11 protein-coding genes are annotated in these 14,440 nt (G+C 67.0%); 5 read left to right on the top strand and 6 right to left on the bottom strand.

The features are described from left to right. Positions 1-5 precede the first annotated feature (5 nt). Both A5705_RS22465 and A5705_RS22460 read right to left on the bottom strand, forming a co-directional pair. The gene (locus A5705_RS22465; RefSeq protein ID WP_068280171.1) at positions 6-1,100 is read right to left on the bottom strand and encodes a cytochrome P450; all 1,095 of its coding nucleotides are present in this window, start codon (positions 1,098-1,100) and stop codon (positions 6-8) included. Between the two features lie 257 nt (positions 1,101-1,357). Beyond that, on the bottom strand, positions 1,358-1,798 hold the full coding sequence (locus A5705_RS22460; protein WP_068280146.1) for a hypothetical protein: 441 nt from the start codon (positions 1,796-1,798) through the stop codon (positions 1,358-1,360). A 475-nt stretch (positions 1,799-2,273) separates the two neighbouring features. On the opposite strand from A5705_RS22460, the gene A5705_RS22455 reads away from it, so the two are divergent. The 4 genes from A5705_RS22455 to A5705_RS22440 all read left to right on the top strand — a co-directional run bounded on the left by A5705_RS22455 (position 2,274) and on the right by A5705_RS22440 (position 7,356). Then, on the top strand, positions 2,274-3,698 hold the full coding sequence (locus A5705_RS22455; RefSeq protein WP_067881243.1) for an MFS transporter: 1,425 nt from the start codon (positions 2,274-2,276) through the stop codon (positions 3,696-3,698). Between the two features lie 433 nt (positions 3,699-4,131). After that, positions 4,132-5,058, top strand: a complete 927-nt coding sequence (locus A5705_RS22450; RefSeq protein ID WP_067881240.1) for a sulfotransferase domain-containing protein — start codon at positions 4,132-4,134, stop codon at positions 5,056-5,058. A 109-nt stretch (positions 5,059-5,167) separates the two neighbouring features. After that, entirely contained in the window at positions 5,168-6,061 is an 894-nt protein-coding gene (locus A5705_RS22445) for an HPP family protein (protein WP_231982550.1), read from the top strand. After that, a complete protein-coding gene (locus tag A5705_RS22440) occupies positions 6,061-7,356 on the top strand; it encodes a cation:proton antiporter (protein ID WP_067881234.1) in 1,296 nt (431 codons plus the stop codon). Before A5705_RS22445 ends, A5705_RS22440 begins: the two co-directional genes overlap by 1 nt. Before the next feature lie 4 nt (positions 7,357-7,360). On the opposite strand, the gene A5705_RS22435 is transcribed toward A5705_RS22440, so the two are convergent. The 3 genes from A5705_RS22435 to A5705_RS22425 form a co-directional block, all read right to left on the bottom strand. Beyond that, complete coding sequence (locus tag A5705_RS22435) at positions 7,361-8,011, bottom strand: GAP family protein (RefSeq protein ID WP_067881229.1); 651 nt, start codon at positions 8,009-8,011, stop codon at positions 7,361-7,363. Between the two features lie 30 nt (positions 8,012-8,041). Continuing rightward, positions 8,042-9,169, bottom strand: coding sequence for a YeiH family protein (locus A5705_RS22430; RefSeq protein WP_067881228.1), 1,128 nt, complete (start codon positions 9,167-9,169; stop codon positions 8,042-8,044). A gap of 155 nt (positions 9,170-9,324) precedes the next feature. Continuing rightward, the gene (locus tag A5705_RS22425) at positions 9,325-10,128 is read right to left on the bottom strand and encodes a Stf0 family sulfotransferase (protein WP_067881226.1); all 804 of its coding nucleotides are present in this window, start codon (positions 10,126-10,128) and stop codon (positions 9,325-9,327) included. A gap of 400 nt (positions 10,129-10,528) precedes the next feature. Between A5705_RS22425 and A5705_RS27945 the strand changes: the two genes are divergently transcribed. Next, positions 10,529-10,828: a hypothetical protein gene (locus tag A5705_RS27945; RefSeq protein ID WP_156738437.1), complete on the top strand. Its 300-nt coding sequence runs from the start codon at positions 10,529-10,531 to the stop codon at positions 10,826-10,828. 15 nt (positions 10,829-10,843) lie between these two features. Here the strand turns inward: A5705_RS27945 and A5705_RS22420 are convergent, their stop codons facing one another. Then, positions 10,844-13,453 carry a LuxR C-terminal-related transcriptional regulator gene (locus A5705_RS22420; RefSeq protein ID WP_067881223.1) on the bottom strand — a complete coding sequence of 870 codons (2,610 nt, stop codon included), beginning with the start codon at positions 13,451-13,453 and terminating at the stop codon, positions 10,844-10,846. Positions 13,454-14,440 lie beyond the last annotated feature (987 nt).

The following is a 14,440-nucleotide window of genomic DNA, read 5'->3' as shown; positions in this document are numbered from 1 at the left end:
ACTGGCTACCGACCCTGGCCGCCCCAGCTCAATGGGAGCGACTTGAGCGCGAAGCTCTTCGACGGGAACTTGATCTCGGGCGTGTAGCCCTGCGGCAGCTGGAAGTCAGGGATCTGCCTGAGCCACTCGTCGATGACGATCGCCAGCTCGATCCGCGCCAGGTGCGACCCGATGCAGCGGTGTGGACCGCCCCCGAATCCCCAGTGGCGGTGCACCTTTCCGTCCATCACCAAGTCATCGGTGGAGATCTCGTCGCTGCCGTCACGGTTGATTGCGGCGGTGCACAGCCGCACCGGCGTGCCCGGGGGAAGCGTCATGCCGCCCACCTTGACGAAGTCGGTGGTGACCCGGGCCGCCAACGGCGCCGCCGGCTCGAGCCGGACGATTTCCTCGATGAAGACCTTGGTCTGCTCGGGATCGTGGCGCAGCTCCCTGCGCAGCTGCGGCCGCCGCGCCAGTTCGAAGAGCGAAAAGCCGATCGCCGCGGCGACCGTGTCCAGACCCGACAGGATCAAGAGGTGGCTCATGCCGAGCAGCTCCAGGTCGGTGAGATCGCCGGGACCGGTCATGACTTCCGACAACATGTCGGAGCCCGGGTTCTGCCGGCGTTGCCTGATGGCCTCGGTGAAATATGTCAGCAGCTCGTATCCCTCGGGCTTGCCGTCCACCGCGGCGTCCTTCCAGGCGATCACGCGGTCGCGGTCCTCCAGCGGCAGCCCGTAGAGGTCCATGAACACCTGATACGGGTAGAGGCGCGCGAAGGTCGCCATCACCTCGCACTCGCCCCGCGCCGCGAGGGCGGCGATCATGTCGACCGCGTGGCGCTTCATCACGGGCCGTGATTTAGCCAGGGCGTGCGGGCTGAAATACGGCTGCAGGATTTTGCGGTATCGCGTGTGCTCGGGAGGGTCGAACGCCGAAGGCAGCACCGGCACCGGGCTGCCCGGGGGCTGCAGCGCGAGATGTGCAGAGAAGAGGTTGGCTTGGCACAGCGCCGCGAGCACGTCCTCTCGGCGCGTCAGGTAATAGGCGCCGTTCATGAACACGACCGGCCCGGCGTCCCGCAACGCCTTCCATCCGACACCCCGATCGGCGGCCATCGGTAACGCCGAATGCTCCAGCCGCGGCAGGTGGAACGGGCGCGGAGGGCTGTAGTCGACAGTGCGCTCCGAAGGGATCGGCTCGGAATTTATTTGTTGCACAACGAAATCCATGGATGCTTCCTCGAAAGGGGTCGACGTCCTGTCCCGCTGCAGCCGCGGGTAATTCGGCATGGTCGGGCCGACTGCCGTGATTTGATGTGTGTTGTGGGCCTACCGGGCCGCGCCAGACGGCATGAGGGCCCGGCGCGGGCTCGTCAGCGTCGGGCGACGCAGAGTCGCGTCAACACATCTCGGTCGTCGGGAGCGGGCGCTGCTGCGGCCCATCGGACGCCATCCGGCGGAAACTTCGACCCGCCAAACGACGCCGGCAGGGCAAGCCAGCCGGTTTGCGGCGACAAGTGGATCACCGTGGCCGGCCGGTCGCGGGTCATCCACATGCTGTGGAAAGGCTTCTTGTCTGTCGGCGTGGAGCCCGGCGAAAAGTCATGGGCGGCAGCGCGAAGCTCCGCCGGGCCGGTCTGCGCTCGGACAGCATGGGTCGCATGGGTCCACGCCGCCGGCTCGGGAAGCGTGGCCGCGGCGAATTGGGGACGCAACGAAGAACCCGCGATCAGGGCGACGAACAGGCTCAGCGCCGCGACCGTCGCGATGGCCAACCGCCATCGACGATTCGCGCCGGTGATCCGAGGGTCCACAGTGGCAGCAATGTACAACGCGGGGCTTGGATGGCAACCCACACCAGCTGTGAGAATGCTCGGAATCCGATGCGCGGCCGTGGCTTCCTCACGGCCGGCTGGACAGAGCTGGCGAGTCGGCTGCAAATCTCCTGTAGATCGGACACGCCAGCTTGTCGAACGTTTCCCGCTTGACTACCAAGGACGTACACGTGCGTTGGCGGGACGGGGCACCGCGTTGCCGGCGCACGATGGCGGTGGGGCTCGCCAATAACCGCGCGTCGCTGTTGACGGCCAACGGTCCCTGCGGAACAGACACCAAGTGGTCGGCTGGCCGGTTGTGCAGCCCGATGTGACGCGGAGGACCGTAAGTGGCCGTTCGATCGCTCTCCCGCCGGGTGCCGAATTGTTGAGCAGCCCAATGGGACCTGACCCGGTATGCGAGCAGGCTGGCCCGACGCTCACGCCTCCGTCGCCGGTGAATGATAGATATCGCGTGGCCCGCTCACATCGCATCGTGGTTTGGGATCCGGAAGACGCCGTGGCGTGGAACGGCGGAAATCACGCCATCGCCCGGCGCAACCTGATGTGGCAGGTCGTGAATGTGCATGTCGCATTTTCCATTTGGTATCTGTGGTCGGTCATGGTGCTGTTCATGCCGCAGTCCGTCTACGGTTTCTCGACCGGCGACAAGCTGTTGGTCGGCGCTACCGCCTCCCTGGTCGGGGCGCTCGCGCGCATCCCGTATTCGATGGCGGCCAATTGGTTCGGCGGCCGCAACTGGACGATGTTCTCCGCCGTGGTGCTGCTGCTTCCGACCGCAGGGGCGATTATCCTGCTGTCCCACCCCGGCCTGCCGTTGTGGCCGTATCTGGTGTGCGCCGCGCTGACCGGCCTGGGCGGCGGCAACTACTCGGCATCGCTGGCCAAGGTCGACGGGCTTTTTCCCCAGCGGCTCAAGGGATTTGCCCTTGGCATCACGGGTGGGATGGCCAACCTGGGCTCGGCGGGCATCCAGGCGGTCGGACTGGTTGCGCTGGCCACCGCGGGCCACGAGGCGCCCTATTGGGTGTGCGCCATCTATCTTGCGCTGCTGGCCGTCGGCGGCGTCGGCGCAACGCTTTTCATGGACAACGTCGTCGCGCACCGGACCGGCCTGTCGCTGCACAACCTGCGGGCCATTCTCGGGGTTCCCGATACGTGGGCGATCTCGTTTTTCTACATGTGCGCCTCCGGCTCGTTTCTGGGCTTTGCGTTCGCCTTCGGTCAGGTGTTGCAGCACAACTTCATCGCTGCCGGGGAAAGCCACGCGCAGGCGTCGCTGCACGCCGCGGAGGTTGCCTTCATCGGGCCGCTGCTGGGGTCGCTGGCGCGGATAGCCGGGGGGAAGGTCAGCGACCGGTTCGGCGGCGGCCGCGTAACTCTGGCGGTCTTCGCCGCTTCGATCGTGGCGGGCGGGTTCCTGGTGGGCGTCAGCATGCATGCCGACGCCGCCGAGGACCGGGGCGCCGCCGTGACGGGTTTCACGATGGTCGGCTACATCGTCGGTTTCATCGCACTGTTCGTTTTTTGCGGCGCCGCCAAAGCGGCTGTTTACAAGCTGATTCCGTCGGTCTTCGAGGAGCGCGCCCGCGCGCTGGGCGTCAGTGAGGCCGAACGCGGGCATTGGGCGCGCGTGCGGTCGGGGGCACTGATCGGGGTCGCCGGCGCTTTCGGGGCGCTCGGCGGCGTCGGGATCGACCTGGCGTTGCGGCAGTCGTATGACACCACCGGCACCGAGACACCGGCGTTGTGGAGCTTCCTCGTGTGCTACATCGCCGCCGGAGTGCTGGTCTGGTACCGCTACGTGCGGTGCGACGGGCAAGATGCCGCGGCGCCGGCGTTGGTGCAACCGCCTGCGGAGGAGATCGTCAAGACGTGAGCTCTTGACCCCCGCGGACGGACCCCGACCTCGCTTATCGGCGTACCTGACAGTCCGGGGGCGGGCGGCGTGAGTTGTAATATGCACGCCCGCTATTTGACGCCGTACATTCTGCGTAATCAGCCATTGAATCGCTGCGCAGCATCGAAAGATCAGCAATCTTACAACCGGGGCACAGGCAGTCATAAGCTTGCGCAACGATACTAATAATCATGCTGAATAAAACACCGGTTAATGACCCTGCGGCATCGGTGGCTGGAGTAACGCCGATGCCGCAGCACGCCTAAATCTCCAGGCTGAAGGAAGTCTGGCAGCTATCGAGATCAGTACCTCAAGGCATGAAGTGCGTCAAATGCAACTCATAACCATGCCCCCATGTCTCGTGAATCCGTATTTGTGAATATTCGACCAAACCGACGAAAGGTATTAACCGATGGAAAAGCAGCTACTCGCTCCGACGAGGGTCCTGAGGGACTATTTGTCCAATTCGATGGTTTGGGAAGACTTCCTCGCGCAGGGCGGCTTCGTCGACGGGGACATCGTCGTCGCGGATCCGTTCAAGGCGGGCACGACGTGGACCCAGCGGATCGTCCAGCAAATCCTCCATAACGGCGAGGAGCCGGAAGGGGGCCTCTCGGACACGTCGCCCTGGCTCGATTCCAGCTGGGGAGATCACGCGGGGATGCTCGAGGTGCTGCGGGAGCAGCGCGAGTCCGGCATGCGGCGGGTGATGAAGTCGCACCTGCCGGCCGACGCCGTGCCGATCGCGCCCGAAGCGCGTTACGTGTTCGTCGGCCGGAACGGCAAAGATCTCGGGATCAGCCTCCACAACTATCTCTACAATTTCTCCGAATCGACGATGTCGCAGATCAACCGGATCCACGCAGAGTGGTCCGGCGACCCCACTCCGCTGGTGATCCCCGAGGACATGCAGCGGTTCTTCGACCTGTGGCTCGACACCGACGGCTACCAGTGCTGCGATCTCCTCGACATCATGAAGTCGTGGTGGGAGCTGCGCGACGAGCCGAATGTGCTTCTGCTGCATTACGGACAGTTGAAGAAGGACCTGTCCGGCCAGATCGCCCGGCTGGCGAAATTCTTCTCCATCGATCCCGCATCGCTGCGCATGGAGGCCATCCTCGAGCATTGCTCCTTCGATTACATGAGCGCCCGGGCGGAGAAGATGGCGCCGTTCGGTGGAACACACATGTCGAGCGCGAAGGCGTTTTTCCACAAGGGGCTCAAGCGCGATCACCGCAACGAGTTGACGCCGGCGCAGGTCGGGCGCTTCGACCGGGTGGCCCTGGAAAAGCTTGGCAGTGAGTGCGCCCACTGGCTGGAGACCGGCGAAAGGAGCTGAGCCGCTTCCCCTTTGGGGCGAAGCTCCACCGCCCAAGCCCATGGCAGACCAAAGGCTGGTACTCCGAGACCGCCTCCTGATGGAGGCCGTGGCGCTCGGTTACGTCGCGGTGGCCGCGCACTGCAACGGCTGGCACTACTACCTGTTCTTCCCTGGGCTGGCGGCACTTTCGCATGACGTGTTGACTCGCCCGTGGGGAAAGTGGGCGAGCCAACCGCGGCGACTTGTGCTGACGCCGGTCCTGGGCGCGGCCATCGGCACCCTGATCACGGCGGCATTTCCCTTCGGCGTCGTGAGCATCGTGCTCGTCGTCGCCCTCTGTGTGCTCGCGATCGGCCTGCTCAAGTCGAACATCGCCCCGGCGATCGCGGCCGGGGTGCTGCCAGTCTTCCTGGGCATCAAAACCTGGGCCTACCCCGCTTCGGTAGCGGCGAGCCTAATCGTTTTGGCTTGCATCTTGTTGGCCCGGCAAAGGCGTTGCCGGCCGAGCCATCCCGACCTTGACGATGTTTTGGAGACGCGGCCCGGCGGAACCGCCTGGGCCCTGCCGTTTTTCGTGTTCGTCGCGGTCATGGCGCTGTGTGCGACGGCCTCGGGTCAGCGGCTCATCCTGTTTCCCCCGCTCATCGTCATCGCCTACGAGATGTTCGCCCATCCCACCGTGTGCCCCTGGGCGGGGAAACCCGTGGCACTTCCCGCTGCGTGCTTTCTGACGTCGACCGTGGGGTGCGTCGCCGTCGGCCTGTTCGGAAGCGGCGGTGTTGCGGCCGCCTGCGCAATGGCGTTCGGCGTCGCCACGCTTCGCGTGCTGAGGCTGCACATTCCGCCGGCGCTGGCCGTCGGACTTCTTCCCCTGGTCATTCATTCGCCCGACGTCAGATACCCGGTGTGCGTGCTCATCGGGACGGGAGCAGTGACGCTCGCCTTCCGGCTGTACCAACGATGGGCCATCGGCCGAGCTCGCGCCGGCCGAGATAAGCCCGACAACTTGAGGAGTGCATAGTGTCGAACCCCCAATTGACCGCGGTCATATTCGTGTTGCTGGTGCTCGTCGGGCTGGCCCAGCTGCTGGGCTATGTGTTCGTGAAGCTGCGACAGCCGAAGGTGGTCGGCGAAATCTTGGCCGGGGTGGTGCTGGGCCCGGCTCTGCTCGGCCGGTTGCCGTTCGTGGCGCACGTGATGGGCACCGCCCGGCACAACACCCACATCTTGAGCTTCGTCTATTGGCTCGGGCTGCTGCTGCTGATGTTCGTCTCGGGCGCCGAGATGCAGCAGTTGTTCGGCCGGGGCGAGCGGCGCACGGTGAGCTGGCTCGTGATCGTGGGCACCGGCATCCCATTCCTGCTCGGGCTGATCTTCGCGCCGCACCTGATCACTCCCAGCCTGGCCGGGCCGCACGGCAACCGCGTGTCACTGATCATCATTCTCGCGGTGGGCGTCGCCGTGACCTCGGTGCCGGTGGTGTCCAAGATCTTCGCCGACCTCAACATCCTGGACACCCGGTTCGCGCGGCTGATCCTCGGCGTCGCCGTGCTCGAGGACATCGTGCTGTGGCTCGCGCTGGCGATCGCCACCTCGATCGCGGCGAAATCCCACTTGAATCCCTGGCAGATGTCGTTGCACCTCCTGGTGACGGTGGCCTACTTCGGGCTCGGCCTCACCGTGGTGCCGCGCCTGATCAAGCGCCTCAACACGGCCCGCTGGAACGCCCTGGCGCGGCACTCGCCCACCGGCTACGCGATCGCGGTGCTGCTGGCGTACTGCGCGGCCGCCGGGGCGCTGGACGTCAACCTCGTCTTCGCCGCGTTCCTGGCGGGTTTCGCCCTGGTGCACCGCAAGCGCCGAATCTTCGACGACTCGATCGACGCGATCAGCAAGGTTGCGTTCGCCTTCTTCATTCCCGTGTACTTCGCGATCGTGGGGCTGAAGCTGGACCTCATCCGCGGTGTCTCGCTGCCCATGATCGTCGTCTTCATCGTCGCCACCTGCGCGGTCAAAATGGCGTCGGTCGCGCTGGCCGGGCGGTTCGCCGGCTTCCGGGGCCTGGACCTGATCAACCTCGGCATCACCACCAACGCCCGCGGCGGCCCTGGCATCGTCCTGGCCAGCGTCGCCTTCGACGCCGGCATCATCAGCTCGAAGTTCTACACCACGCTGGTGGTCGCGGCGGTGCTCACTTCGCAGTTCGCCGGCGCCTGGCTCGACCACATCCTGCGCAAGGGCTGGCCGCTGCTGAAGTCGGACGTCGCGAACGAACCCGTGCAGGTGGTGACGCCGCCGGCGCCGACGCCGGCCTAGCTTTTCACGCGCCGGCCAGGCCGACCGCGAGCAGAACGCCCCCGACGCCCGTGAGCAGGGTGGCCACCTCGATGCGGCGTCGGGACCGGATCCAGGCGTGCAGGGCGCCCATCGTCGCGCGCGTCCGCCGCGGCGCCAGCAGATAGGCGAGCAGCGGAACCTCCACCAGCGCGAAGGCCACGGCGTTGAACATGACCAGCGCCCCGACCTGCGTCGCCGCGGCCGCGCCCGAGGCCAGGATGACGGCCAGCGCGGCCAGGTAGTCCACCGACGGCAGCGCGATGCCGAGGCCGACCACTCCGGCGACCCACAACGAACGCCCGTTCACGAGCCGCCGGCCGTGTGTCGCCAGCCGCTGGGGCACGGCGGCGCGGCGCGTGTCGGGTTTCAGGAGCACCGCGGCGGCGACCAGCAGGGCGAGCACGCCGATGCCGATCTGCACCCTGGGCAAGGTGAAGTACGTCGAGCCCAGCAGCCGGCGGCGCAGCACGAACAAGACGACCAGGCCCACGGTCATGCCCATCGCGAAGCCGCCGCACAGGAACACGAGCAGTTGCAGCAGCGGTCGGGGCCGGTTCAGCATCAGCACCGTCATGCCGACCCGGAACGGTTCGAGGCTCACCGCGACGGCCATCACCAGGATCGTGATCAACATGACGGCCGCCAGGTTACCGTCCGGCCTTCGCTACGTGGTTACGCCCCAATGGAACACGCGGGAGGTGAGCAGCACGAGCCCGAGGGAGACGGATGCGACGACGGTCAGCCCGATGACTGCGACGACGAGCGGACGCCACCCGGTGCGGGCGATCTGCCGGATGTCGGTGGTCAGGCCGACGCCGGCGAACGTCAGCAGGAACGCCCATTTCGACACGTTGGCCAGGTTGGCGGTCTGCCCCTTGCTCAGCCAGTGCGCCGTCGCGATCGCCGAGACCGCGAGGAAGCCGAGCACGAATTTCGGGAACTTCGCCCAGACGAACGCGGCCTTGGCCCTGGCGCCGGGCGCGATCTCGTCGGCCTCCCCGCGGGCGGCCCAGTACAGCGCGAAGCCCAGGACGACGAAGCCGATCAGCGCGTTGCGAGTGGACTTGACCAGCACGGCGATCTTGCCGGCGTGATCGGAGAACAGGTAGCCGGTGGCGGTGGTCTCGGCGGTGTTGTCCACCGCCAGGCCCGCCCACAGGCCGAATTCGTAGTTCGTCAGGCCGAGCAGGTGCCCCAACGGCGGCAACGCGAATAGCGCGACCGCGCCCAGCGCCAGGATCGCCGCGATCGCGTAGCTGACGTCGGCGTTGCGCGCCCGGATCGCGCCCTTGGCGGCCACGATCGCCGACACCCCGCAGATCGAGGTGCCGATCGCCAGCAGCGAACCCAACTTGCCCGACAGCCCGAAGGCGCGCGCGACGATGAGAATGATGGTTCCCGCGACCGCCATGTCCACCAGGATCTGGACCAGGCTGGTGGCGCCGAGCTTGGCGATGTCGCCCAGCACGAATCGCGAACCCAGGGCCACGATCCCAACCTTCAGCCAGAACTGGTAGGTCAGCACGCCAGGCCGAAATATTCGGTGCAGGCCGACGGTGTTGGCGATGACCAGCCCAATCACGATGGCCCACAACACGTATTCGATGTCGGGGACCGTCCAGTGGTGGCGTTTGGCCGCCGCGTTCCACCAGATTTGGGCGTACTTGCCCAGCACGCCCACGGCGATCAGCAGCAGGATGCCGGGCACGTAGTCCAGCGGGCGGCCGCTGGTGAAGGCGGCTTCGGCCGGCTCTTCTTCGGCTTCCGTGGCGTCGACGCTGACGGTGCTCACCGCGTCACCAGGGGATCTTCGGAAGTGCGCCCGCGACCGCCAACGCGACGATCACGCCCGCCAGCAGCGTCGCCCACCAATCTTCGGATAACCGGTTCACGACGCCATGGTGGCGTGGCTCGGGTTCGGGGCCAACCGATTGGCTCGCGCTGAGTTTAGGTGGGCAGCCCGTCGCGCTCGGCGTCGGCACGGTAACGCTCCACCCATTCATCGGAGCGCTGGTCGGCCTGGCGCTCCAGTGCCGGTTCGGGCGCCAGCGCCGGGTCGAGCCCCAACGCCTCGAGGATGGTCGCGACCACCTGAGTCAGGTTGCGCCACAACACCGGGTAGGGAACCTCCAGCGGCTCGATGCCCTCCTCGGCGAACCAGGTCCGCCAGCCCGCCTCCTGGGCGCGCAGCATGGTGACGACGTGCGCGATGGCGCCGGCGTGGTAGGTGGCGCGCGCATCCCGCGTGGGATCGGGCCTGCCGCGCCACACCCGCGTCTGCACCGCGCGCCAGAACGACACGGCCTGCGACACCACGTCGGGCCGGTGCACGTGGATGAGGAGCGGTTCTTCGCCGATGACGTCGCGGATCGCGGCCCGCAGGCCGTCGCCGGACCGGTTCGGCAGGTCCTTCGCGCGGTTCAGCAGCAGCGGCGTTTGGTTCCACATCAGCTTGCCGCCCCAGACGCCGTTCGGTGTCCGGCCGACCGTGCGGATGTAGTCGCGCCAAATCTCGGGCGGCGCGAGGTCCGGCGTCCCTTCGTCGATGGGGTCGAGCAATCGCAGGATCGACTCGTCCTCCACGTCGGCGAACCACTCCCGCGGCTGCGGGGCCTGGCTGGTGGCGGGCAGGTACTGAAAGAACTCCTGGGGTTCCCCGGCCACGCCGGTGGCGCGCAGCGATTCGACCAGCAGCGTGCTGCCGCTGCGCTGAGAAGCCAGCACCAGATATGACGACGGGCCTTCAGTCACCAAGGAAGCCTAACCGGAGCAAAATGCCCCGCAAGTCGTTCGATTGGCTTCACCCTGAACACAACCATTGCGCGATGCGGGGATCACCTGGCGCGTCGACGGGGCCGCTGAATCCGGTGGCGTGGACGGCTTTCGGGGGTAGGGGCATGCCGACGGCGGGCGCTCTGCCCCATCGAGGCGCCCGATCGGCTGTGGCTTTCTGCGACCACAGCGCGGACTCACGGTTCTTCCCCCGGCTGCCCGAGCTGTTCCCGCCGTACTCAACATTGCGATTCGGCAAACGGCGCGCTCAAGAAGTGGAGTAGCGATCGAGTAGTCAACTACGCGTGCCGGGGCGGGGCTCGCTGGGACGATTGGTTGCAGCCCGGTCCCGCACCGAACCAACAGACGAGGGGGCGGTATGACCAACCTCACCATGCGGCGCCTTCGCCCGGTGCTGCGGCTTGTCCCGCACAGCAGGCGGAGGGGTCGTCATCGCGCGCTGCCATACGATCTCCCGGCGGTCCGGATCACCAGCGCACGGCTCGATCACGGTTCCACCGTCCCGCTCTGCGCTATGTGCATCGAAGCCGGCCTGGCGACGGAAGCCACCTACCAGACGAGCGGGCTGGTGTGCGGCTGCGATCGACACATCTACGAGCTGGAGCGAGACGGCAGGGCGGCGATTCACCGTCAACGAAAGCTGACCGCGGCAACATGACGCGATGAACGTCGCTTAATTCTCGTCCCACGACAGTCGTATCAGCTCGACGAGCTGCTCGCGGTCTTCGATGCCGAGCTTGCCGAAGATGCGGTAGACGTGGCCCTCCACGGTCCGCACCGAGACGAACAGCTTTTCGGCGATCTGACGGTTGGACAAACCGGCCGTGACCAGGGTTACGATCTCGCGTTCGCGGGCCGTGATGGGCAACGGCGAGGCGGCCGCTGAGACCGCGGGCGTTCGCATTTCGCCCCTTGCGGCCAACGTGTGCGCGCGGCTCGATGACCGTATTTCCTTGGTGCGCTGGCGATTACGCGCGTGTTCGCGTGCTGCGTGGGCCGCCGCGTCGGCGGCGAGCGCCATCGCGCCCAGGCCGGCGAATCGGTCGCCGGCTGCGTCGAGCACATCTCCGTCGTGTTCGGCCAAGCCGCGGGCGTGCTGGGCGATCGCATCTGCCAGCGGGGTGTTGAGTGTCTCGGCGAGCTGCGCCAACCGCTGGGATTGAGAACGGTCATCGAACCGGACGGCGGTGTGCAGGGCGCGCATCTCGACGGCGCACATCCCGGATTGCCGTGCGAGCTGTGCGGCGCACAGCGCGTGTGTTCGCGCGGCCGTCGTGTCGCCGGCGGCGGCTCGCTCCCAGGCGCGGGCCAGCTCGAGTTCCGGCAAGAACACCGCGACATACGGTCCGTGGGCATCCTCGGCCCTGTGCAGCGCGGCCGCGGCGGCCGCGCTGTCTCCCCGTGCGCCCTCGGCCTGTGCGGACCAGGCAGATACCAGCATCAACCAGCCCGACGGAAAGCCTTGCGCCATGGCCGATATCGAATCCTGAAGGGCGGCACACGCGAACGTCAACCCGCCCCGGGAAAGCTGCACCCATCCGAGCATGGCGTGCAGGAAGGCGTCTGCGGCGGGCCACACCATGGTCGTGGAAGCGTAGCGTTCGCGAACCCGCTCGGCCGCCAAGTCATCACCGGCGGCCGTCAAGGCCACGACTTCGGCCAAACCCATCACAAACCGGCAGGGACCGGATCGATCGAACGCGCCTGCCCGCCCGGCGTCGGCTACCCGCCGGACTTCCTGGAACTGCCCCGTGAGGGCCAACGCCCAACACGTCCACGTTGCAGCCCACATCCTCATCACCGCCGGCACATCGGATTCAAGCACTTCGAATCCCAGGCCCAATGCCGTCCGGAAGTCACCGGAAAAGCATGCGAAGGCCGCTTCCATGGCCGTGACGAGCGGGCGCAGCGCGTCGGAATCGGCGCGGGCCCGTACGTCGGCCAGTGCCAGCCTCGCCGGCTCCACCTGCCGGCAGCTGAAGAAAAGATTCGCGGCGCGCAGACAACCCCACTGCACGACCATCCGCTCGTCGGCACCCTCGGGATCGACGTTGTTGAGCACCGCCTCGACCTCGGCGCCCCGCCCCTGCCAGCCCATCGCCTCCGCCAGCACCAGGGCGGCCGGTAGGCCACCGCCGCGCTCGAAGGCGAATCGGGCCAAGTCCTCTCCGCAATCGATGTCCGACATCGTCATCGCGCTCGCCGCGGCGTCGACGATCACGTCGAGGTCCGGCGTCAGGTCGCTTCGGGTCATGAGTTGCGCCAGCCGTATCCGGGTGCGCACGTCGGGAGACCCCGAATGCTGATGCTGTTTGCGCATCTGCCGCTGAAGTTGTTGTGCCAGCAGGGTTGTCAGCTGTCGCGTGCGCACCACCCCGGCGCGTTGCATCGCCACCTCGCCGAACACGGGGTGACCCAACCGCGCCACCGTGGTGAAGCCGTCGGCAACCAGCCGGATCACTCCGCGTCGCTCGAGACGACTCACCACGTCGGCGTCGCAGAGCTCACGCAGGATCTCCCAGTCCAGCACCTCCGCCGCCGCCAGGATCTCTACGGCCTCCAATTCCTCCGGTGGGAAGGTCTGCAGTCGAAACTCGAGCAGATCGTGGAGTTCGCGGTCCGCACGCAGCGCGCCGTGAAGTTGCCAACCCGCGTCGGTACGCACCAGCACGCCGCTTTCGCGGCCCGCGCCCAGCAAGCTGCGCAGCAGCAGCGGGCTGCCCGCCGACCGGCCGTGCAACGCCGTGATCAGCTCGGTGTCGACGACGCCGCCGAGCACGGCGCGGGCCAGCGCCGCGGTCTGCTCCGGGGTGAATGGGTCAATGTGCAGGCTCAGCAACAACCGCTCCTTCAACAGCGCGGTGACCGCGTCCGGTACCGGCTCGCCGGACCGGATCGTCACGATCAATCGCGCGCTGCCACCGGCCGCGAGTTGTTGCACCAGCGTCGACGACAACGGATCCAGCAGCTGCGCGTCGTCCACGACGACGACGAGGTTGTCTTCCTGCTCCAGGGTGCGTTGCGCGGCCGCGAGCATGGCGGCCGGTTCCCGCGGCGCCACCACGGTCAGGGATCGATAGAACGCGCCCAACGGCACCGCGGAACCGGTCTGGGTGCCCAGCACGTACCGCACCGTCGCCCCGCGCACCTCGAGCGTGTCGGCGAGCGAGTGGGCCAGGGTCGATTTGCCCACCCCGCTGTCGCCGATCAATGCGACGCCGTGCAACTCCGCGTCATCGAGCGCCGCCAGGGCGCGGCGCAGTTCGGCGTCGCGGGCCACCATCGGCCATTCCGACGCGCTCTCCGTTGGCACGACGCGAAACCTCCATGGCCGAGCGTTTTCGGAGAGGCTACTGATTCCGCCCCGCGGTTCGGCCCGAATTGCGATTTCTGGGCAAAATCCGGTTTGCCGGGGTGGCCGCATGCGATTTCCGACCAGAATCATGCCTCTTGCAGGGTTTTTCGGTGGGTATCGTACTCGACGGTCTTAGGCGCGGCGCAAATCATTCTGCGAGCCGCTCCAAACGGGGGTGGTGATCGATCGCAAGATTCCCGCAAGCGGCCGGCGTTATGCTGCTGCTCCCAGCAAAGGCCGAAAGGATGCCGCCATGGACGCCTCCCGGACCCTCGGGAAAATCGTTGTCGGGGCGATGCTGTCGGGTACTGCGGTCATGGGGGTCACCCCCGGGGTCGCGCAGGCCGACGGGCCCGTACCGCCCGGAGCGTCCGGGCCGTACAAATGCTGCCCGGGAGATCCAATCGGGCTTCATGGAAATACCGGACACGGATGCCCGCCCGGGTCGAACGGGCTTGGCGTTCAGTGGGACCGCAGTCAATGCCATACCTGGTGGGGCGTCGTCTGGGGGCACGGAAACGTCGACGCGAGCGTTTGGGAGGGAACCGATCCTCCTCCTCCGGAGGCGACGCAGAAGCCACCGTGCGGGTTTCCTTTCATGTGTTCGGGCACACCGTGATCGGCGGCTGAGCGGCGCCAAACCGTCGGCGTTGCGGGTGCGCTCGGCGTCGATGCGTTGAGCGCGGTCTCGCCGCCCGGTTCGCCGCCTGGCGGGCATCATCAATCCGCGATCGCCGGGAAGTGGGCGACGGTCGGCACCCGGACACCAGAGCGGTGGCGCTTTCGCCCTTCCGCGGTCGACCGGAGCAGGTCATGATTGTCACCGGGGCCGGCAAAGCGGTGCACCGGATGTGGGTATCGCCGCGCAGTGGTTGACACGGGAGAGGCACAAGAATTTCGCAAATGCCCCGCAGT

The sequence above is a fragment of the Mycobacterium sp. E787 genome, from assembly GCF_001668725.1.
Lineage (GTDB): Bacteria > Actinomycetota > Actinomycetes > Mycobacteriales > Mycobacteriaceae > Mycobacterium.
Note: the sequence above shows the minus strand (reverse complement) of the source record. Positions and strands in the feature narration are given on the sequence as shown.